Source organism: Desertivirga xinjiangensis (assembly GCF_024436435.1).
GTDB lineage: Bacteria > Bacteroidota > Bacteroidia > Sphingobacteriales > Sphingobacteriaceae > Desertivirga > Desertivirga xinjiangensis.
Map to the genome: position 1 here is coordinate 351,101 of NZ_JAFMZP010000004.1, position 21,955 is coordinate 373,055.

20 protein-coding genes and 1 tRNA gene are annotated in these 21,955 nt (G+C 42.3%); 8 read left to right on the forward strand and 13 right to left on the reverse strand.

Annotated elements, in window-relative coordinates:
- Positions 1–209 precede the first annotated feature (209 nt).
- Positions 210–285: transfer RNA gene (locus J3P37_RS12785), tRNA-His, on the forward strand.
- A gap of 228 nt (positions 286–513) precedes the next feature.
- Here J3P37_RS12785 and J3P37_RS12790 read toward each other — a convergent pair.
- A complete protein-coding gene (locus J3P37_RS12790; RefSeq protein ID WP_256011611.1) occupies positions 514–906 on the reverse strand; it encodes a hypothetical protein in 393 nt (130 codons plus the stop codon).
- A 90-nt stretch (positions 907–996) separates the two neighbouring features.
- Entirely contained in the window at positions 997–1,869 is an 873-nt protein-coding gene (locus J3P37_RS12795) for a LysR family transcriptional regulator (RefSeq protein WP_256011612.1), read from the reverse strand.
- A 102-nt stretch (positions 1,870–1,971) separates the two neighbouring features.
- Here J3P37_RS12795 and J3P37_RS12800 point away from each other — a divergent pair, with 102 nt between their 5' ends.
- Positions 1,972–2,694 carry a class I SAM-dependent methyltransferase gene (locus tag J3P37_RS12800; protein ID WP_256011613.1) on the forward strand — a complete coding sequence of 241 codons (723 nt, stop codon included), beginning with the start codon at positions 1,972–1,974 and terminating at the stop codon, positions 2,692–2,694.
- A gap of 105 nt (positions 2,695–2,799) precedes the next feature.
- On the forward strand, positions 2,800–3,696 hold the full coding sequence (locus J3P37_RS12805) for a bestrophin family protein (protein WP_256011615.1): 897 nt from the start codon (positions 2,800–2,802) through the stop codon (positions 3,694–3,696).
- Between the two features lie 122 nt (positions 3,697–3,818).
- On the opposite strand, the gene J3P37_RS12810 is transcribed toward J3P37_RS12805, so the two are convergent.
- The 3 genes from J3P37_RS12810 to J3P37_RS12820 form a co-directional block, all read right to left on the reverse strand.
- Entirely contained in the window at positions 3,819–5,579 is a 1,761-nt protein-coding gene (locus J3P37_RS12810) for a RagB/SusD family nutrient uptake outer membrane protein (RefSeq protein WP_256011616.1), read from the reverse strand.
- A 49-nt stretch (positions 5,580–5,628) separates the two neighbouring features.
- Positions 5,629–8,889, reverse strand: a complete 3,261-nt coding sequence (locus J3P37_RS12815) for a SusC/RagA family TonB-linked outer membrane protein (RefSeq protein ID WP_256011617.1) — start codon at positions 8,887–8,889, stop codon at positions 5,629–5,631.
- Positions 8,890–9,283: 394 nt separating this feature from the next.
- Positions 9,284–9,877: a dihydrofolate reductase family protein gene (locus J3P37_RS12820; RefSeq protein ID WP_256011619.1), complete on the reverse strand. Its 594-nt coding sequence runs from the start codon at positions 9,875–9,877 to the stop codon at positions 9,284–9,286.
- Positions 9,878–10,211: 334 nt separating this feature from the next.
- On the opposite strand from J3P37_RS12820, the gene J3P37_RS12825 reads away from it, so the two are divergent.
- Together J3P37_RS12825 and J3P37_RS12830 are read left to right on the forward strand one after the other, a co-directional pair.
- On the forward strand, positions 10,212–11,435 hold the full coding sequence (locus tag J3P37_RS12825) for a PQQ-dependent sugar dehydrogenase (protein ID WP_256011620.1): 1,224 nt from the start codon (positions 10,212–10,214) through the stop codon (positions 11,433–11,435).
- 401 nt (positions 11,436–11,836) lie between these two features.
- Positions 11,837–12,580, forward strand: coding sequence for a DUF6266 family protein (locus tag J3P37_RS12830; RefSeq protein WP_256011622.1), 744 nt, complete (start codon positions 11,837–11,839; stop codon positions 12,578–12,580).
- A 234-nt stretch (positions 12,581–12,814) separates the two neighbouring features.
- On the opposite strand, the gene J3P37_RS12835 is transcribed toward J3P37_RS12830, so the two are convergent.
- The 3 genes from J3P37_RS12835 to J3P37_RS12845 all read right to left on the reverse strand — a co-directional run bounded on the left by J3P37_RS12835 (position 12,815) and on the right by J3P37_RS12845 (position 14,206).
- Positions 12,815–13,408, reverse strand: coding sequence for a YceI family protein (locus J3P37_RS12835; protein WP_256011624.1), 594 nt, complete (start codon positions 13,406–13,408; stop codon positions 12,815–12,817).
- Positions 13,409–13,555: 147 nt separating this feature from the next.
- On the reverse strand, positions 13,556–13,945 hold the full coding sequence (locus J3P37_RS12840; RefSeq protein ID WP_256011625.1) for a YidH family protein: 390 nt from the start codon (positions 13,943–13,945) through the stop codon (positions 13,556–13,558).
- Positions 13,946–13,969: 24 nt separating this feature from the next.
- The gene (locus J3P37_RS12845) at positions 13,970–14,206 is read right to left on the reverse strand and encodes a hypothetical protein (protein ID WP_256011627.1); all 237 of its coding nucleotides are present in this window, start codon (positions 14,204–14,206) and stop codon (positions 13,970–13,972) included.
- Positions 14,207–14,375: 169 nt separating this feature from the next.
- Between J3P37_RS12845 and J3P37_RS12850 the strand changes: the two genes are divergently transcribed.
- Both J3P37_RS12850 and J3P37_RS12855 read left to right on the forward strand, forming a co-directional pair.
- Positions 14,376–15,140 (forward strand): rhamnogalacturonan acetylesterase, encoded by a 765-nt coding sequence (locus J3P37_RS12850; protein ID WP_256011629.1) that lies wholly within the window; start codon positions 14,376–14,378, stop codon positions 15,138–15,140.
- 11 nt (positions 15,141–15,151) lie between these two features.
- Positions 15,152–15,925 carry a rhamnogalacturonan acetylesterase gene (locus J3P37_RS12855; protein ID WP_256011630.1) on the forward strand — a complete coding sequence of 258 codons (774 nt, stop codon included), beginning with the start codon at positions 15,152–15,154 and terminating at the stop codon, positions 15,923–15,925.
- 145 nt (positions 15,926–16,070) lie between these two features.
- Here J3P37_RS12855 and J3P37_RS12860 read toward each other — a convergent pair whose 3' ends face one another.
- The 3 genes from J3P37_RS12860 to J3P37_RS12870 all read right to left on the reverse strand — a co-directional run bounded on the left by J3P37_RS12860 (position 16,071) and on the right by J3P37_RS12870 (position 17,621).
- A complete protein-coding gene (locus tag J3P37_RS12860; protein ID WP_256011631.1) occupies positions 16,071–16,520 on the reverse strand; it encodes an SRPBCC family protein in 450 nt (149 codons plus the stop codon).
- Between the two features lie 31 nt (positions 16,521–16,551).
- On the reverse strand, positions 16,552–16,974 hold the full coding sequence (locus J3P37_RS12865) for a VOC family protein (protein ID WP_256011632.1): 423 nt from the start codon (positions 16,972–16,974) through the stop codon (positions 16,552–16,554).
- A 68-nt stretch (positions 16,975–17,042) separates the two neighbouring features.
- Complete coding sequence (locus J3P37_RS12870) at positions 17,043–17,621, reverse strand: Crp/Fnr family transcriptional regulator (RefSeq protein WP_256011633.1); 579 nt, start codon at positions 17,619–17,621, stop codon at positions 17,043–17,045.
- A gap of 272 nt (positions 17,622–17,893) precedes the next feature.
- On the opposite strand from J3P37_RS12870, the gene J3P37_RS12875 reads away from it, so the two are divergent.
- Positions 17,894–20,281, forward strand: a complete 2,388-nt coding sequence (locus J3P37_RS12875) for an outer membrane beta-barrel protein (protein WP_256011635.1) — start codon at positions 17,894–17,896, stop codon at positions 20,279–20,281.
- A 41-nt stretch (positions 20,282–20,322) separates the two neighbouring features.
- Here the strand turns inward: J3P37_RS12875 and J3P37_RS12880 are convergent, their stop codons facing one another.
- Together J3P37_RS12880 and J3P37_RS12885 are read right to left on the reverse strand one after the other, a co-directional pair.
- The gene (locus J3P37_RS12880) at positions 20,323–20,961 is read right to left on the reverse strand and encodes a DUF417 family protein (protein WP_256011636.1); all 639 of its coding nucleotides are present in this window, start codon (positions 20,959–20,961) and stop codon (positions 20,323–20,325) included.
- A 239-nt stretch (positions 20,962–21,200) separates the two neighbouring features.
- A complete protein-coding gene (locus tag J3P37_RS12885; RefSeq protein ID WP_256011637.1) occupies positions 21,201–21,944 on the reverse strand; it encodes a hypothetical protein in 744 nt (247 codons plus the stop codon).
- Positions 21,945–21,955: the final 11 nt, after the last annotated feature.

A 21,955-nucleotide genomic window follows, 5' to 3' on the forward strand; every position in this document is an offset into this window, starting at 1 on the left:
AGGGGCAAAGGTAAAAGGATATTATGAGTTTATGCTAAGCTAATGGAGAAGTTTGGGGCTCAGATTTAGGCTTCTGAAAACAGCCTGCAGCTTTTTATTGCTGATCTTTTTTAAGATGAATTTATAAATTGATGATAATCAGTTAATAAAAAATGTACTATAAATTTGCATAATGCCATAATTGGCTTATTTTTGCATCATAATAACACGGTGGTTTTAGCTCAGTTGGTTAGAGCGCCTGATTGTGGTTCAGGAGGTCGTGGGTTCGAGCCCCATATTCCACCCAAAACCGGCTTTACATATACGTAAAGCCGGTTTTTGTTTTTTGCGTCCATAAAAGAAAGGGGATCAGTGCCAAAATCTGTGGACTAAGCAAAAATCTAGGCACACGCGACACGCGTTCGCCAGCATACGCCAATGCGGTTTTTGAGGCCCCTTGGCGCACGCGTGCCGCGTGTACCATAAAGCCTTCACAAATCAATATTAGCTCTTGAAAAGATAGCTCCACAACTTTTATGTTTTATCCTCCTTTTCCCGAAGGATCACCAATATTAAAACAGAGAAAATCAGAGTAAGAATTGAAAAGCATTTCTCAAAGTTAGTTTCTGCGAAAAGGTTTCCGATAGTATTCAACACAAATACAACAAAAAAGAACCATAATGTGATCGTCGTAAACTTCAGCGGGAGTTTAAGCCGACTGAATTGACCTTTCGCTACCAGTATAAGAGCAAGGAACAAATTGATCAGAATGGAAATACTTTCAAAAACATACATCTCCTCTTCTGTTTTTAAGCGGCCGCCCCAGGTTATTTTATACGGAATGGCTCCTCCCAGAATCAGCGAATGAAAAATTATTACCAGAACAAGGATTATCAGTAAGATTTTAATGGCTGTTTTTGCTTTCATTTTGTTTTGATGCTTACAATTATAGTGATTTAGAACCTTTCGGGAGAAGAAATTGGCAGCCGCGCTAGGTACTACAAGAGCCAGTAAAATTTAGGAATATTTATCGATAAACCATTTCAAGGCCGGACTGGAATTCGACTTCTTATACGCCAATATCACTTCTGTAGCGATCGGAATATCATTCAACTTGAAAAACGACACATTTAAGTTGGAGTATTGCTGTTCCAGCGATGATGGTAGAATAGAAACTCCCAAACCTGCTTCTATAAGCTGCAAGATGGAGTGAACATTATTGGCCTCATGTACGATGTTAGGTTTGAATCCCAGTCGCTCGCAAATTTCTACCAATTTATCATAATAGTGAGGCGCATAATCTTTATTAAAGAAGATAAAAGGACTTCCTTTAATAAAACCTGCCAGATCATCCTGATTGGTAAACTTCTTTTTTGCTGATGGAACAACAACTGTAAAGGGATCAAAAAATAGTGAATGCAATTTCAGTTTTTCGGAATGTACCGGTGCTCTTAATATGCCTACGTCCAGTTTTCCCTGTTCTAAAGCCTCAATCTGCTTCACAGTAGGGACTTCATATAAGCTCGTCCTGATATAAGGAAAGACTTCCCGCATGGTCTTCAAAACTTCAGCTAGGTGGTGTTCGTAAACGGAACTTATATAACCGATCTTCAGCTCGCCGCTTTCGCTAAGATGAATTTGCCGGACTATAGTCTTGCTTTCTTCCAGCCTTGCAAGAATAGCGTCCACTTCCCCTTTAAAATATTGACCGGCATCTGTTAATATAACGCGCTTATTGCTCCGGACAAATAATTGTGCGCCCAGCTCTTCCTCCAGCTCTTTGATTTGCCGGCTTAGTGGCGGCTGTGAAATAAAAAGCGCCGCTGCAGCTTTTCTAAAATGCAATTGTTCTGCCACAGTCTTGAAATATAAGAGATGTCGTAATTCCATGTTCAATTTATTGATACCTGGTAAATATCATAACTTGATAAAAATGGTATTTTTCAAATATTAACATTACTTCTAGTTTAGGCAAAAGAAAATTTAGTTAATATGAAAGAAGATTATTCATCAAAATCAACGGTTGAGGAGATCAGGACGAGATTCGACAATGATGTAGAACGGTTCTCGAACCTGGAAACTGCTCAGCAAACAGTTATAGATGCACAATATTGTCTGGAGATTATTACTGAGGCTGTCAGCTACCTAACGCCAAAAGCCAAAAGTTTATTAGACATTGGCTGCGGAGCCGGGAATTATAGTCTGAAGATGCTCCGGAAGATCCCGCAACTGAGCTGCACTCTTATTGACTTAAGCCTTCCAATGCTTCTAAAAGCACAAGAACGGATCACTAAAGAAACCGGGGGAACCGTCAATATCTTTCAGTCAGATATTCGTGAAGTTGATTTGCCAGAGGAAGAATATTGTGTTGCCATGGCAGGATCTGTTCTTCATCATCTAAGAGATGACAGTGAGTGGGAATTGGTTTTCAATAAGATATACCGTGCGCTCAAACCTGGTGCTAGCTTTTGGATATGTGATTTAGTTGTTCATGACGTACCAGCCATTCAGCAGCTCTTTAAAGATAACTATGGCGACTTTTTAGAAGGATTGGGAGGAAAGGATTATAGGGAAAAAGTGCTTGCCTATATTGAAAGGGAAGATAGTCCGAGGTCTGTAAATTTTCAAATGGATCTTATGAAGAAGGTAGGCTTCAGGCATGTTGAACTTCTACATAAAAATGCCTGTTTCGCCGCCTTTGGCGGTATAAAGTGAAATTAGAGGATTCTGAAATTAAGGAATCCTTTTCTTATTTGCGCTGTTATCTAAGAGTTTCTCTTAGCTCTTAAAACCGATCACGTAAATGCCTGTTAGGAGCATATGATTATTGAAACAAACATCCGCGCCATCAAGGTGATACTGCTTGTCTGGAAGTGGTTAATTTTTTATCTGTCTTTATCTATTGCGGTCGCCGTTCTTTATACACGCTATAATTTTAATATTTCAATTTCAAATGCTGAAATCTCTATGCTAGGCATCGCTCTTTCCATATTGATGGGGTTTAGGGTTAGCGCTGCGTATGAGCGCTGGTGGGAAGCACGAAAGATTTGGGGAGCGGTAGTAAATAATTCGCGAAGTTTTGCCAGGCAAGTGATTACTTTTTGCCATGACTCCGGTGTTGAAGGCGAACTGGTGAAATCCCTTATATACCGTCAAATTGCATTTGTACATGCCATGGCATGCCGTTTAAGACAAGTGGATTGTGCAGTGTTGATAGAACCTCTGCTTTATGACGATGAGTACGAGAAGATCATCGTCAAGTCTCACATTCCCAATTTACTGTTGCTTCATAATACCTATGCAGTTAAGCAGCTCCAGAAAGATAATTATATTACCGATTTTGAATTGATGCGTGTGGAGGAAACCCTGTATCAGTTAACAGATAACCTCGGGGCAGCAGAGAGAATCAAAAATACTCCTTTCCCTGTACCATACAGTTATTTTACCTGGCTTTTAGTGCATCTTTTCGCAATACTGATTCCTTTCGGAATGGTAGATGCTTTCGGATACCTCACTATTCCAGTGGCCCTTTGTGCTACGTTCATATTCCTTGTAATTGACCAGATCGCAGTTGAAATACAAGATCCCTTCTCCAACCGGGAGAACGATATCCCAGTATCAGCCATTTGTCAAAATATAGAGATTGATTTAAAAGAGATGATGGGTGATACCAATTTACCTCAAACGAAGACGCCTGAAGGAGGGGTGTTGATGTAGGAGGGAGATGCATAACTGTACTAAGCACACGCGGCACGCGTGTGCTTGAACTGTGATTAATGATCTAACTAAATGAACGAGATGCTTTCGTAAAGCTAAAAAAAAACCCTGGTGTCAAAATATCAATAGTTAGGGTTTTGCTTCAACCTACCCGCATACGCTTGGAGTATCGATGTTGTAAATGGAAACAGCTCGCTTTTATTCGGTGTGAAAAATCTGGCAATTCCCTGATGCAAAGGTAAATTATCAATTGTCGCCCCTGATATCAAATGCTGCCGCCACTCCGTACGGGTCCAACCCGTAGCTGGATTGGGTACTTGAGTTGGCGTGTTAAAAGGATCTGTTCCGAAGAATTGAATCTCTTCCCCATTGTTCCTCCAGTAGATATATTCCGGGACAGAGGCATAAGGGCCACTCGCATCCCTTATCTGGACGATTCTTTGCCGCGCTTCCTCAAGTTTGGTTGATAACAAATTCCAACGTATCAGGTCATATTTCCGAATAGCTTCACCACCGAATTCCAGGTACCGTTCGTTTACGATGGCGTTAAAAAAGCCTGTTCTATCTGTGGGAGTTACACCGATACTACCGTTGTTTTCGGCGAAAGCGCGGGTTCTAACCTCCTCAAAAGCTGCGATGGCGGCTGCGGAAGGACCATTATTTAATTCATTATCAGCCTCGGCAAACATTAACAACACGTCAGCGAACCTTATCAAGGGCCAGTTATAACCAAGGTTTAAAACGGTTCCAGGTAATAAAGGATTCCGCCAGTCGCGACGAAATTTCCCGTCAGTTAACTCACCCAGCCTTCTCAAGCTTTTAAGATTCGTTGCTCCAACGGAATAATAGGTTATAGACACCTCGCGCCGGGTATCCAATTGATTAAAAGCGTAAAAATAATTAGGCAGCACTAATAGTCCGCCGCCTCCCTGACCGTATCTGGAGGCAGCATTAAGGCTTGGGCCATTATATTGTCCCATCCTGCTATCCGAATTGCTGTTTCCACCGCCAGCGCCCACTTCAAAAATAATCTCACCAAAAGGGTCCGCGGTAAAAGAGGTAAGCTTGCGCCAGACATCCTCAAAAGAAGGATTTAAGGTGTGCTGATTGCGGTTCTGCATCAGCTCTGCGCATTCGTCCCTTGCTATTTTATAGTATTCAAGGTAGTCACTTCTCCGCTCCATCACTTTAGAATCCGTCCTCAGGGAGTATCCTCCCCGAAACAATGCTAATTTTGCCCTCAAAGCCATTACAGCCCCCTTAGTAATTCTCTCATTTCTTGTAACCTCAGTTCTCCAGGGCACAAGACCTTTCGCTGTAGCGAGATCCGCAATTAATTTATCATAAGTACTATCCCGGTTTGACTGCGGGATGAAAAGATCAGGCTGCCGGTAGGAGGGAACCATTGGGGCCGGTACATCTCCCCAGTTCCTGATCAGTTCAAAGAGATATTGTGCGCGTAACGTTAAAGCCTCCCCGTGCAAACGTCTTAACTCCATCTGTTCGGTGGCTGTACCATTGCTATACAGTGGCATCAAAGGAATCTGTTCAATACACAGGTTGGCTTTTTCCAGCCCCCGGTATAGCTGATTGAACGGATTGGTAAGTTCAGTATTGGAAAGTAATAGCTGGTACCTGCCAATGCCACGGCGGCCATTGTCAATATTGCCGCTAACTATCGCTTCATCAGAATCGTATGGATAGTAAAGGTTTATCCGGATACCGTAGCCATTATCGCCCTGAAGATCGTCATAAGCACCCAATACGGCCGTCGTTGCGTTTGAAACATCCGAAAAGGCCTGCTCTACATCATATTGCGATTCCGGCTCCACTTCAAGAAATTTTTTACATCCCGCAGCAGTTACCAATAAGCATAAAATCATTGCGGAGATTTTTATTTTAGATGAATTCATTTTTTTAAGAATTAAATACCTACAATGAAATATTTGCTCCAAAAACCCAGGTCCTGGAGCGCGGATAGCCAGCGAAATCAACGCCCTGAGTAAGTGGGTCGGATCTTCTGGTACTTATTTCAGGATCAAAACCCGTATAATTGGTGATCGTTGCCAGGTTGTTAACTGTTGCATAGACCCTTAGGCCGGCTATTTTAACCTTATCAATAATCCTTTTTGGGAGGGTATAACCCAATGTTACGTTATTAATACGAAGGAAAGATCCATCCTCAATTGCCCACGAATGCAGGTAATAGCGTTGATTGCGTACAGGAGCCCATATTCCGGCATTCTCGTTCAATGCCGCAAGCGCCGCCGGATCTGTAACTACCTGGCCACTTGAGTTAATCGTGGTCCAGCGGTTCTTCATAGTCTCCAGCATATTCAGGTTCAGAAAAGATCCGTCAGTCCACTCAATTTTATTGGCGTTATAAATATCGTTTCCGTAAACAAAGTTCACGAAGACGCTCATGTCGAAGTTCTTATAATTAAACTGGTTATGCCAACCACCAGTAAACGCCGGGTTAGCATCGCCAATAACCTGCCTGTCATTGTCCAGGGTAATCAACTTGTCGTCGTTTAGGTCCCTAAGTTTTAATGAGCCTGGCTGGGCAACTCCAAAGATGCCAGAACCATTTGGTACTCCACTTTTTAACGTGTAAACACCGTTAGCGTAGTCGAAATCCTCGACCTTGTAAAATCCATCGGTAACAAAGCCGTACATCAATCCAACCGGATCACCTACCCGAACCAGGTAATCGTCAGCTCCGTCAGATCCCTGCCAACCGGAGCTCCTTGTTTGCTGAGTAATAGGGCCCAGGCTTTCTACTTTGTTCCTATTAAAAGCAATATTGAAGTTAGATGTCCAGGAGAAATCCCGTTTCTGTAAGACACTTCCATTTATTTGGAATTCCACACCGCGGTTAGAAGTTGAGCCAACATTCTGGATCTGGGATGTATATCCGGTTGTAGAAGGAATAGCTACCTGTAATAGCAGATCGTTACCTTTATTTTTGTAAATATCAGCTGTGAACTGAATACGTCCTCTCAGGAAAGAAAGATCAAATCCCAAATTCTGCGACACTGTCTTCTCCCATTGTAAATCTTCATTTGCCAGAGCTGCCGGTGCAAATGCAGGGAGGACCGTATGATTTAAGGCATACTCGCCCGTTACGCCATACAATTGCATATATAAAAGATCTCCTATCCGGTTGTTCCCTGCAACACCATAACCAACCCTGATCTTCGCATCGCTTAGCCAATCAAACTTGCGCATAAAATTTTCCTGGGATATCCGGTAAGCCAAGGTTCCGGATGGGAACATCAGCAGCCCTTTATCGTATCGGAACTTGGACGACCGGTCGGCCCGCAGAGAAAACGATCCCAGGAACTTGTCATCATAAGAGTAGCGCGCCTGACCAAAAAGCGAGAAGATCCTGTTTGGAGGAGTTATGGACGATGTTGGCCTGGGTTGTGTTGAACCACTGGGAGGTGAGCCCAGGCTCATATTTGCCAAAGCTTTCTCAGCGGTGATGTCGGCAGGAAAAAAACGGGTTTCCACAAAATTATTTTTAGACTTAAGCTGGTAGATCTCCTGACCAACCAGTAAGCTGATATCATGATGCTCCTTTATATCATTCTTCACATATTGAAGCGTGTTGGAGTTGTTGATCGTGGTGTTATTCTGAGTAGTAATAGACGCCACCGGCAGCGATGCAAAATTTCTTGCAGTCGGTGTAATTTTACTATAGAACAGCTCCTGTCTTGTGTTAGAAGCATCATAACCTAGGGTTGACTTAAAGGTAAGACCCTTAATAATCTCATAGCTGAAACTACCGCTGACATTAGTGCTGTTTGAAGGAACTTTCCGGTATTCAGCCTCAGTCAAGATCACCGGGTTCTGGATCTGATTCGAGTTCAGAAAATAATTCTCATCAAATTCATCCGTTGCTGGTGCTGTGGGAAGTTCGAATGGCCTGTAAACAATGCTGTGGCGAAGTCTGTTGGTGTTCCTGGTTCCAGTGGTAGTGGTACCTGCACCCATTATTTCCTGATCAAGATAGCGGGCGGTAACAGTGATCTTAAACTTGTCGGACGCTCTGTGGTCCAGTTTAAGATTCGCCAGGTAGCGTTTAAATCCTGATTGAAGCAAGATTCCGTCCTCGTCATTCGCCGTAAGGCTCAGGTTAAATGTCGTCTCTTTCGATCCTCCGTTTACGGAAACATTGTGACTCTGAAAGTAAGCATTCCGTCCAAACACTTCGTCCTGCCAATCAATAAACGGCTTATCCCTATACACCTGAAGCGTATCCCATGTTGAACCATAGTTCCTGGCGAAATTGTCAATATCTGATTGGCCCGCTCTTGAGCGTTCGTATTGCCAAACAACAAAATCATACGAATTCAGCACATCCATCGTTTTTGATATAGATCGGAAGCCCTGTGTTCCGGTATAATTCACCGTAGTTTTTCCTGGTTTTCCAGACTTCGTAGTAATGATCACTACGCCGTTTGCACCCCTGGCGCCGTAAATGGCAGTTGTCGAAGCATCCTTCAATACGTCGATCGAAGCAATGTCCTGTGGTGCGATAACATTCAGTGCGTTTTCAACCTGAATCCCGTCCACAATATATATAGGCGAATTGTCCTGTGTAATAGAGCCTCCTCCTCGTATTCTCACAACCACGTCAGCTCCCGGAGCACCTTCTGTGGTCGTAACCTGTACCCCCGCGAGCCGGCCGGTAATTGCTTCAGCAGCGGATGAAAGTGGCACATCTTTTATTTGCCTGCCAGACAAGGATGATATCGAGCCGGTAACGTCCCGCCGGCTTACAGTTTCGTAACCTACCACCACCACTTCATTAAGCTGACTGCTTGACTCGGGCAGTACCACATTTAATGTTCGCTGCCCGTTTAACCTTATTTCCTTGGTTTCATAACCAAGGTATGAAAAAATCAGGGTGGCGTCTTCCGGGGCCTGTATAGAAAACTCTCCATTGACATTAGTCGAAATTCCCTTGTTAGTGCCTTTTATGATTACAGAAACACCTATAAGGGCCTCTCCTTTATTGTCGGTAACTTTTCCACTGATCGAGACCTGTTTGGGGGCTTTTATTTCCGTCGACATTTCTCTTGCAGCAAAAAGGGGATAAGAAGCCAACAAGGGACTCGCTATAAGAAGTCCATAGGCATAGCTAAGACTGAAATGAAAAATTTTCAGAATGGTAGAGAAGTATTTCATTTTGCAGATAATTAAGTAGATGCAGGGGGGGTGATAGGCGGTTGATCAATAAAGATGATTTGTCCTTAGGGAGGACAGCAATGGGAGAGGTAGTTTAGAAAGTATTTCATTTCTGATTCGGTTAATTGTGTATCAATGCACATAGCTACGCAAATCAGCCAAAACCGCGGGTACTGTTATTTTAGCACCCTATTCAACGTAGTAACATGCGCGTCCGCCAACCAACAAAATCAGAGGTACTATGAGAAGACAAAAGCGGCTTAAAATAGCTTGCCCGCTTTTATTATTTAGGTAGATGCTTTTATCGGTCAGCTATACTAATTTACAGACTTTCTTATTAAATAAAAAATAAAATTATAGTCTATGATGGGGCATCATGGAGTCTGATGACTCCTTAAACTCCAGCATAGCCCGTCTCTACACCTCCTGCCCGTTTGTAACTGGCGATAATTACTCCGGTCGATGTAACAGTAGTTTCTGTTAAAGTAAGCGCGGCGGGAACCGAGTATTCATCAAATAGTTTCTTTCCTTTACCAAGGATCAAAGGGTGGATTTTGAGCCGAAGTTCATCTATTAAGTCATGCTTGAGAAGTAAATGGATAAGCTCGCTGCTCCCCCAAACCTGGATGTCCCGGCCTTCTGAATTTTTAAGCTTTTCGATATCAGCCAGGCTTTCGAGGAATACGGAGTTTTCCCAATCTGATTCTTTCCTGGTTCTGGAAAGCACGTATTTCGTGCCTTCACTGATGCCGGGCCAAAACGCTTTATGTTTAGGCCAGTAGGCCTCCCAGATATCAAATGTTCGTCTGCCTAAAAGATAGTCTGCAGGTCTCAGCTCTTGCTCCACCACCTTATCGTATATTTCGTCACTTAAGGGTGCAACCCAGCCGCCGAATTTGAAACCGCCTGAAGTATCTTCTTCTGGTCCGCCTGGTGCCTGCATTACTCCATCTAATGTGATCATTGAAAATACAATTATTTTTCTCATGGCATTTTTTTTTGGTTCAATACAAAATTCGTTAAGAAATATTGTTTTGGTGCTGTGCATATGCGACAATTTTAGGGTGGTAGAATACGGAATTTGTTTAGAATTTCTGGATGGTGCGTAGCGAGTTGGAAACTCGCTCTTATTGGAGGATCTTGAGTTCGCTGTGCTCAAAACTCAGGACAGGGCTCGAGCAAGACCGACTTGCCGCGGCCATACGGTTACCTCTTAAGCTCGTTTCAAACTTCAGCATCCACCGTACAAACTCTATTCTTTTCAAAATCAGAAACTCATTTGAACATACTCTGTTAAACTTTTACATCTAAAAATAACACCTATGAAAACACTCCTCACCCGGATATTTGGGGTAACCCTTTTATTGGCCGGCCTCATCTACGGTTGTAAAAAAGGCGATGGTTTTTGGGACACAATTGTCCCTGAAACGGAAGAAGAAACTACCTCCGCACAAATTAACGGATATGTATTCCGCCCGGCACTCGTTCAGGCTACAGACGCAAACATTGCGCAGCTCAAAGTACCGGCGGGATTTAAGGTTGCAAAGTTCGCTGATCAGCTGGGCAAGCCCCGTATCCTGTTAGCCGGTAACAATGGCGTAGTGTATGCCTCGGATCGTGAGGCAGGACTGGTAACGATGCTTAAAGACAATAACAATGACGGACTTGCTGAGGTAAGACAAATTGTAGCTACAATTAAACAGGCTCATGGTCTGGCAATTTACAACAACCAGATGTACATCACTTCTGTACGGGAAGTTTATAGGAGTAACATAAACCCTGACGGAACGCTGACTCAACCTCAAATGATCATCAACAATCTACCCGACGGCGGACAACATCCCAACAGAACACTTGCATTCGGCCCAGATGGAATGCTGTACATCACGGTTGGAAGTACATGTAATGCATGCGATGAACCCAATGGCAAGAATGCAACGATCCTGCGGGCTAATGCAGATGGTAGTAATATCAGTGTTTATGCAAAGGGCTTGCGTAATACTATCGGATTCGGCTGGCATCCCCAAACGGGCGAACTATGGGGAATGGATCATGGAATCGATTGGCTTGGGGACAACGAACAGAAAGAAGAGCTTAATCTGATCAAACATAATGGCAATTATGGCTGGCCTTACATTTACGGCGATGGAAAGTATAACCCTGGTACCAATCCCCCTCCGGGCGATACCACTTATCAGCAATACCTGCAAATGACCACCTTACCAAGCTTGCTTTACGATGCCCATGCGGCTCCTATGCAGATGGTATTCTATACTAAAAACTTATTCCCTTCTGAGTATGTAAACGATGCCTTTGTAACTATGAGAGGCTCCTGGAACAGAAGTCAGCCTGTAGGATACAAGGTTGTGAGGCTGCGTTTTGAAAATGGCCAGCCTGTAAGGTTTGAGGATTTTCTAACCGGATTCCTGGTAAATAACAATCGTGCTCATTTTGCCCGGCCAGTAGGCTTAACTGTTCATTCAGACGGCTCTCTATTGGTAGGTGATGATACAAACGGAGTGATTTACCGGATAAGCAGACAGTAAAAATCAAAAAAGAAGTTCTTCAGATTGAGACTGAGGAGCTTCTTTTGAAAAATGTTTTACTCGATCAGTGAGCTTCTTTTTTTAGCTCACACACAGCTGGTGCCTGCTTTGGTAACCATTCAAACGCAAGCTTTGCTACTTCCTGCCGGGGATGGAATTCAATAGCTCATTCTATAGCAAAAGTATTGAGAATGCTTGTCCCGCTAATCCCAACAACGTACCCCCGCCATATTATTTAGATCGTGACCAAACCGTGATTAAACCGTGACAATACCCTAGTCTGACGTCTTTGATACTTACGAGGTAGGGTGAAAAAATGATCTTCGTCACTTCTCGTTAAAAGACCGTTTAGGATTTGGGGGAATCTGTATCTTTAACTTAAATCATTAATTATCATTCATATGGCAATCTTTTATAACGGTATTAGCGGCCCTTTCAGCGGCAAGGTAGGTGACGTTGTAGGCAGTAAATGGAGAGATATTAATTATATCCGGGCGAAGCCAAAACGAACTAAAAAACCTAAACAATTAGGGCAAATAACAACTAACAATTCATTTACTCTCATACATCAAACACTCATGAACATTGAGAGTCTCGTGAATGAGTGTTTTGCGTCTTATCCTGGAAAGGGGACGGGCAGGAACTCGGCTCATTCGTATAACGGAACTCGGGCTATCATTCAAACCGGGAATGGACCAGCTATAGATTTCAGCAGGTTTCTGTTTAGTTGGGGAGATTTGGATGGCACCAGAGAAACAAAGGCCTGGGCAAATGGACCATTAACATTGTTTGTTTCCTGGGACACCTCAACAACGACCAAAAAAGCCAGTCCGGACGACGAGGTGATTTGCCTCACCTATTCCCGTAAATTGTGTGCGTTTTTAATAATACGGAAAACTGTTCGCAAGGATGGACAGCTGCAATATGAGTTGCCCCGCGGCCTTGCAGGCCAGGAAATCGAGGTAATGATAGCGTTTAAGTCACATAAAAACGGAAGCTTTTCGCAGAGCCAGTATGTAGGAAGAGTCGATCTGGAACAGAAGAAAGTCAGCGAAGCAGCAACGGAAAAAGTTACAGATGAGCAGCCAATATTCTGTAAGCCTATCAATCTGCCGTCAGGATCGCTCTTTAGCTGCCAACGTTAACGAAACCTGCACTTTGGTTACTCAACACGTGGTCTTAGATCAACACTTCATCGGCCAGACATGGCCAACAAACAGGACCGGCATGATGCCGTCCTGTTTGTTGGCCATCTGTAAACTTGCTGAATACTAATAATGTTGTCACCTACCACGCTTGAAATTAGTGTATGAATAAAAGCTTTTCTTTTCATCACAAAGCTCTGGTTTGACAGAATAAATAGCTTATGCTACTAATTTCTAGTTTTGCGTGAATTCGCCTGAAGCGTTGATCCTCACCTCGTCGCTGATCATTGGTGCTGGAAACTTGCTGCCAATACTGAAGTCAGAACGTTTAATAGTACCTGAAAGGGAAAATCCAGCCGTTGCTTTCTTGCTCATCTGGTTCTCGACAGTTCCGTTGTAAGTTAAGTCAAGGACTACTGGTTTGGTAACGCCGTGGATAGTTAAATCACCAGCCAGCTTGAACTGATTTTTGCCTGCCTTTTTCAATGAAGTGCTTTTAAACGTCAGGTTAGGATATTTTTCTGCATCAAAGAAATCCGCGCTTTTTAAATGCTTGTTCCTTGCTTCTACCCTGGTATCTATGGAGGCTGTTTTTGCGTTGAGTTCAAAACTGGCATCACTAAAATCCGGCTTGGATGATTTTACCTCAACGTTAAAGTCATTAAAAGTTCCAGAGACGTCTGAAATACCCAGGTGTGTTACTGTAAAGCCGAGCTGCGAATGTGCAGGATCATTTTTCCATGTTCCGTTGAGGATAGTAAATGCTGATAATGCAAAAAACGCCAAAAGAGATAGGAGTGTTATTCCTGAAAAGGTTACTTTTTTCATGTTTGTTGTTTTGTTATGTTTTAAATTTTGACATCTGACATCTGTATTAATATCGGTTTGTCTGCCTTATTTTTTGGATAAGACAAAGTTACGCAGAGGAAGATTCAGCTTCCATTGACATAGGATAAGAAATGCCGGAGATTTTAGCTAAAGATTCGGAAGCAGGTAAATAACCAGAAGAATACTTACAACTAGCAAAGCGATAGTTAGCGAAAGCGAAAGCTGGAACGAGGGATAATACGTGTTTTGAATCAGTTTCCTTTCTATACTTTTATATCTGACAAAAGCCAGCAACGCTACAACGGCTCCCGTAGCAACAAGTAGTATTCCGATAACCGCAGAATAGCCTTTTCCTTGAACAGCGGGCGCTTGATTCAATGCAATAGAGAACTGTTTTACAAAGAGGGAGAACTTGACAACCACAAAGCCAAACCCCATGATGGCAATGCTTGTCCGGATCCAGGACAAGAATGTTCTTTCATTCGCCAGGTGGTCACTTGCACTAATTTTATCGTTGACAGGGTCTTTATCAATCATATCTCAAGGGGAGATCCGTACAAACTAGGGTTTTACACCCTTATAATATTTCTCAATTTCTACACCAATAGAATTAATATCTTCCTGGGAGACGTGCCCTGTTACCAAACTCCATGAATTATCTCCATTATTGATTAAAGAGATGTTTTGTCCCTCAAAAGCAAAGTCGAATGTTTCAGTTTCATGAAAGATCTTCAATCGCGTCAACTGATCGCCGGCAATTTTGACATCAATTTCAAATGGTTCTTTAAGACGGTTCATAGGTAAATAACTATGTTCCGGAGGTTTTGTTCCTGATTTGATCAATCTATTGATTTTTTTTACCTTGGACAGGTGACACCTTATGAAAGAAAAGAAAAATTTTAAACATCAATATTGGTGTTCTGTCTTAGCTTCGTCCAATTGGAAAAATAAACCTAATGAGTGTAAAATGAGACCATATATCAAACATATACTGATAGGACTTAGTATCCTGAGCCTGTGCTTCAGCATTGCGCCGCGAAAGATGAGAATTTTCCTGGTTGGTGATTCGACCATGTCTGAAAAAGCTCTAACTGCTTATCCTGAAACTGGCTGGGGCATGATATTTTCAAAGTTTATAGACACATCCAACACGGTAATTTATAATGTAGCTCAGAATGGCCGAAGTACAAAAACTTTTATACAGGAAGGGCGCTGGGCTTCAGTGGTAGATAGCCTGCAAAAAGGAGACATCGTACTTATCCAGTTTGGTCATAATGATGAAGTGCAGACTAAGCCGCAATCAACCACAGAAGAAATGTTTCAGGAGAACCTGATCCGGTATATCAGGGACGTTAAAGCTAAGAAAGCGATTCCTGTACTCATTACTCCGGCTGCGAGAAGAAGTTTCCGCAGCGATGGTGGATTGGAAGATACACACAAAGTTTATTCTCAACTGGTACGCAATGTGGCAAAGAAGAAAAAAGTGCATTTGCTGGAACTGGATAAAAAATGCCAGGACTTGCTTGTTTCATTCGGTCCCGAGAACTCAAAATGGCTTTTTAATCACTTGAAGCCGGGGCAACACCCGAATTACCCGGAAGGAAAGCAGGATAATACACACTTCAGTGAACTGGGAGCAAGAAAGATGGCAGAGATTATTTATGCCGAACTGAAGGGCCAAAACCCAGGAGGGATCAACGATCATTTTTTCAAACCCCAACCTAAAAAATAAGGAGTTAACCTATGCGTATTTTAAATAAATTTATCGCTGCAGTCCTTATCTGCGTGTTGTGTTCTTTTGCTTTGCAGCCCGAAACAATTACTGTCTACCTTATCGGCGACTCTACCGTTTGTACACAACCTGTGTCTCAAGCCCCGGTTACCGGTTGGGGTACTCCCTTCGCTGTTTTCTTCAACAAGACGGTAAAAGTGGAGAATCATGCCAGGGGTGGGCGAAGTACCCGTACTTTTCTCAGCGAAAATCGTTGGCAGCCCATAGCCAGTGCGTTAAAAGAGGGGGATTATGTATTCATTCAGTTCGGACACAATGATGAGGCGAAAGAGCCTCAATATGCAGCGCGCTATACTTCTCCGGAAAATTATCGTAAAAACCTGATCAGGTTTATCCTCGAGACCCGCGCTAAAAATGCAAAACCTGTATTGGTGACCCCGGTTTCCCGCCGTAAATTCAGCAGCGAAGGCAAGGCACTGGAAACCCATGTGGAATATTCACGAGTGGTCGCTGAAGTGGCGACTGAGTATAAGGTGCCTATGATAGATCTGGATACTAGAAGTCGTGCACTTTATGAGTCCTTTGGTCCTGAAAACTCAAAATTGTTATTTAATGTTTCTGAACCCGGGACAAATCCCCAGTTTCCGAACGGTGTAAATGATGGCACTCATTTTAGCGAATATGGCGCAAGACTGTTGGCCGAGTTGGTGTTAGACGAGATGAAGAACTTGAACCTGGATTTGTTGAAGCGGGTTGTTAAAAAAGAAGTAAAGCAGGACTTATAGGTTTAGATGTACCCGACATGCGTGTAGCATCTCGTTTAATAATGGTTTGGAAGAGGCAAAACAGCAGCTTAGCCGATAAATTACTAACAATGCTTAAGATGAACTAAGCAAGCAGCAGGTACACGCAGCAAGCGTGTACCTGATCTTATTTTTCACAGATCTCTTTCAGCTTTTCTAGTGCTTTGGGATACGTTTGATTAAAATAAGTTAGCATTTCGCTGTTAACATCTACATCCACGGTAAGTTCCGTGATGCCATTACTTTCTTCAAACGTATAGTTTTCATAGCCGCCGGCCCAGGCTTCAACTGCCGGCCCTTCAGTGATCTCTTTATCGCCATCCACCACACCAAGGTAAAAAGTAGACACAAATTTATAGGGAATATTTTCCTGGATCTTGCCTACCATTCCTTCCTTCTTACCTTCTTTGCTAAGACCAGTGAATAAAATCTTGCTGCCCTTGGTCCAGCTTCCTTCAAAGTCGGAAGAAGGGTTGAATACGGATGTCCATTGTTTGAAAGTATCTTTTCCCAACATGGTATCATATACCTTTTCTACTCCGGCATTAATGTTGGTTTTGTATTGCTGTCTTTCCATTGGTCTTAGATTAGTTGATTGATGTATCTGATTACTCTTGCTTATTAGCGTAATTTACCATCCAGCACACGCCGTACTTATCTTTGAAGGAGCCGAAATAATCGCCCCAGAACATATCATCTAAAGGCATTTCGATGACACCACCTTCAGAAAGCGCGTCGAAGATCCTTTTCGCCTCTTCGCGACTGTCAGGCGAAATAGAAATGTAATTGTTGTTACCCACATTCAAAACATGTCCCATTGATGGAACGCAGTCTGATGCCATCAGAAACTGGCCGTCGCCTATCGGTATGGAAACATGCATAGCGCGGTTCTTTTCTTCAGGAGAGAGTGCTTCAGTTCCGGGTGCATCACTCATTTTCTGAATAAATAGCTCCCCGCCAAAAACAGTCTGGTAAAATTTGAACGCTTCTTCGGCATTGCCGTCGAAATTCAGATATGGATTAACTTTCATTGTTGGTTGTTTGATGATGACAAAGTTATGCCAATCAGCTTTTCATCCACTTGCCATAGGACAAGAAATTACACTTCTTTAACCAGCTCTTTCCTGATCCTGCTCAAAGATGTGTCAGTAATGCCAAGATAGCTGGCTATAAATTTTAAAGGAGCTTCCTGTAAGATCTGGGGATGTTGATACTGTAGCCTCTTATAGCGTTCACTGGCAGAATCAGTGATCATAGAGATAGTGCGCTGTTTTAGCTGGAACAGGCATTCAGACATCCAGGCCCGGCCCCATTCGTTGAAGCCTTTGATAGAATGGTAGAGCACCTGGAAATTGTCGAGGTTAATCGCATAGCATTTACAATCGGTCAATGCCTGAAAATGTTCTACAGATGGTATCTGATGAAACAGCGAGACCACATCAATAGCGATCTCATTCTTTCCAATAAAGCCGGTGGTGATGTCATTCCCATTAAAATCATATACGTACGACCGTACCAGACCTTCGATCACACAAAAATAGGAATTGGCTACCTGGCCTTTTTTAAGCAGGTAATCTCCTTTACTGAAAACTACCGGGACATGAGCCTGGCAAATTGTTTCAAGCTCAGACTCGGTTAGCAATGGGTGCTGATAGATGACTTGCAAAGTTTGCATCATTAAAAATATAAACCTTCCCTCAGAATGTCCTCATTGGAGAAAAATAAATCTCTTTTTGAAGATTTTTTCAACTAAGCATTTACACTCGTTAACAGTCATCTAAGGCAAAGATAAATTTCGATGTAAGAATTATTTGCGCTTTGTTTCTTTCTAGTTAGAGAACTGATTTGAACCTTTATATTCAGTTCCTTTCAGCTACTATTATGTATAGAAATCGTAGTGTCAATTAAGGTAAGCATAAGGTATATTTACGTCACTGAATTTTATCACCAATGAAAAAACACTTCTTTTTTTTCTTATGGCTAGCGCAAGTTTCTATCGCATTGTCAGCTCAGGCCCAGCAGAAGACATATTTAATCAGTGCGACTATCATCGATTCAGCCACTTTAAAACCAGTAGGATTTGCAACAACGCTATTAAAAAAAGGTAATGAAGTTATCAGATCCACCTTGGCTAATGAAATCGGGAATGTAGAAATTAGAGCCGGAGGCACTGGCAAATTTAGCCTAACAGCAGGCTTTACCGGTTATAGATCTAACACTGTTGAGATCGAGCTATCTGAAAGCTCCAGCGGTGTGATACATCTTGGCGAAATTAAAATTGGTAGGGAAAGTAAGGTATTGAAGGAGGTCGTTGTTGTTAGCAAGAAAAATATTATTAACCAGGATGTTGACAAAATAACCTATGATGTACAATCCGATCCGGATAGCAAGGGGCAAAACATGCTGGAAATGGTTACTAAGATACCTTTGTTATCTCTGGATGCCGATGATAATGTGCAGCTAAAAGGTAATTCAAGCTTTAAAATCCTCATTAACGGCAAAGCATCGGGCTTAACAGCAAGGAGCCCTAAAGATGCATTACGCAGTATCCAGGCGGCAAATGTGTTAAAAGTAGAAGTAATTACGATGCCTTCAGCTAAATACGAAAGTGAAGGTGTTGGAGGAATCATAAATATTATAACCAAGAAACCAGCCGAAGGCTACAATGGCCTTGTAGGCTTATTTCACAACAATTTGTACGCTGCGGGTGCCTGGGTTAACCTGGGTATAAAGAAAGGTAAGTTCGGAATGTTTGGTTATGTTGACAGGTACATTACCAACAATCCAGGCTTCAGCTTTGAAAATAGTCGTACCAGCATATTGCCTCAACCCTTTAAACAGGTACAGCGCGGTTCGTCAGACAGGACAGGAAACATTTTTTTCTCTAATACAGAATTCACTTATGAAATTGACTCACTAAATCTGCTTACAGCTTCAGTTGGTTACAATATGGAGGATAGCCGCCAAACTGGGGAGCAAAGCTTCCGGTTTTTTAATAACGATGGAATAGAGGAGGCTGGATATAAATTAGATAATATCAATACTAACAACTTCAGCGGCCTGGACTGGGGAGCTAATTATCAGATGGGGTTTAGAAAGAACAGTGACAGGCTGGTTACAGTTTCTTATAAATATATTAGATCGGTGTTTGATGGTACGATTGATAACAGGTTTGTTGGCGGTAATCTTGGAAACCTATATCAACGAAATGAATCTGGTACGAGGGAACAGACTATTCAGCTGGACTATTATCATCCATTCAGAAAACTAACTATCGAAGGTGGCATAAAATACATTACAAGAGACAACCATAGTGATTTGGAAGCTGTTGAAGAGAGCCAGGGTAATGATTTTAAGTATTTGCAAAACGTTTTTGGCTTTTATAATTCCTATCAATTGAAATTAACAAATTGGGGAATCAAAGCGGGAGTACGCCTGGAGAGAACAAGCGTTGACGCAGATTTTATTGCAGGAGATGATTTTCAAACCAGTTATACCAATTTAATTCCTTCTTTATCTTTCCAGCGCAAGTTCAGTACCAGCAGTATAACATGGGGTTATACGCAGCGTATAGAACGGCCCGGAATTGGTCAATTGAATCCATTCATCAATAAGAATAATCCTTTAAACTATAACTATGGAAACCCCAGCTTAAAGCCCGCATTAAGTCACAGTTTTGAACTTAGCTACAATCGGAACAAAAAAGCAAATACACTGCTATCCTTAAGCTATGCGTTCGCTAATAACATCATCCAGAGTGTAGTTTTTATCAGGCCAGATTCCATTTCAGTTACAACATATAACAATATTGGCAAATATGACAACTTCGGTCTTAATCTCAATTACAAGTATCCTATAACGAAGCAGTTCAATATTAGTATTAATGGAAATATCAAGTTTCTGAGTTTCGAAGGAACCGCTGATGGTAAAAGCTTTAAGCATGATGGATTTCAGGGTTTCATAGGATCTAATTATTCATATTACTTTAAGAAGGACTGGAAGGCAGGTTCATCCCTTAACGTTGCCAGCCCTTTTATCAAAGTGCAGGGTGAAACAAGTGGCTATCTCTCCCATTCATTTAACATTAGCAAAGAGCTGTTTAATAAAAAAGCTACGCTGGCTGTAAATTCTAAAAACCCTTTCCTTAAATACCGAAACGTTATCACTGACGTAAATACGCCATTGTTTACCCAACGGAACAATAACCAGAATTATACCCGCGGGTTTTTGATTTACTACATTCACAGATTCGGAAAGCTGAAGGAAAGTATTAAGAAGTCCAAGCGAGGAGTGTCTAATGATGATGTTAAAAAGGAATCATCATCTGATGGAGATTAAGGCGTTGAGGTTTAAACTGTTACTTTCCGGCTTCGAAGGGATTATAGTCGGAATCCTGAAGGTTTCGATCCTGCATAATCGTACTGGTGAGAACTGCTAATTCCTTTCTGTCTCTCTCGTAAAATCCCACGAGCGCTATCAGAGGCGCAGATCAATCCTGCGGCCATCATAATCACGTCTTTTAGCACCAGTCGGCCAGCTCCTGACAAATAAGGGAACCCGTAATGAGGAGTAGGAAAATCACCTCCTAAATTTGGAACATACACTTCGGGTGTGGTGATTAGAAAACTTAGTGTCACGAGAGACATTACAAAAGTAAGTAATCCGCCGAGGAGACCAGGCCCCGGGAACCAAATTCCCAGCACGGTCAGAATTCCAATGAGGACGATAGCCGTTCCCAATGCATAGGAAAAGACATAGGTGCCATTTTCTTTATGCCATGCAATATTCCTTTGGACCGTCTTTCCCTCCGGGTTTTTATACTGATTATATTCCGGTGCTTCTTTACTATAGAAGAAAGACATTAGCGGGCTATTGGCAACAAATGGAACAATACCGTCTGCCTCGTATTGAAAGACTTTTAAACCACCGATCCAGGCCATGACAATAAAGATGGCAATCCTGGTAAAATGGATAAAAGAGGACTGTGCGTTTCCTAAGATGGACAGTAGCGTATGCATATGATTTATCTAAGTGCGACAAAATAAGTAAAAAATCACATACGATTTGTCGCGTCACAATGATGTTAGTTCAAGGATGCTAATTGAAGCAATTTAAAAGAGCTGGTATCAATGCCAGCTCTTCTAAAACTTGTATTTCTACCAGGCGAAATTTGATTCCCTAATTTCACCGTAGCTTTTGCTTCAGAGACAGGCCGATCATTTCATCAATGATACAGCCTGCCTGTAAAATTGCTCTTCTAAGGTTTGAAGAGACTAACTACATCCAGCTGATTGGAAGCTGCTGTTACAAAATAAGCCTGCACCCTGCCCGTTTCTCCATTCTTCGGAATGTAAAGTGTGCCCGTGGGAGACTGGCTCTTGTACTCATCGTCATGAAAGGCCCACTGATCGGTAGTGCCTGCTTTCACGAAATACCAGGTATAGTTTTTATTAGGATCTTTGAACCCTTCTGCAGATACATAATCAGCGTAAGCCCAGGTGGCAGGCATAACATTTCTGGCTATATAAACGGTTTGACCTGTTTCATTCCTCATGAAAACATCTATCAGATCGCTGCTCTCGGGGTAATAAATATAGAAGGCCAGTTTATTAGTTGCCGGATCGGGCGAAGGAATTTTAATTTCCAGCGGCGTGCCATTGATCATCACGAAGGGGAAAAACCTCTCGAACTCATTCTGCCTTAAATCCAGCTCATTTTGATATACTTCTTTCCCGGAAACGACGTCCCTGATCTTTAGCAAAGCCTGCTCCTTGCTGGAAGGATAGGTATATACCTTTCCAAAGTTCAACAGCGTGTTAGGGGCAGTTTTGAATTTGTCGTAAACTCCTGTATCTATCGAAATCTCGAGTTCGCTATTACCAATGTTGTAGCCCATTATTTGGATACTGATGGCTTTTTGGGTCAATTCATCCTTATTACAGGCGGCTATAACACATGCAGTCATGGCCAAAAGCGCCAGTTTTTTTATTTTTTTGATCATCTGTTTCATTT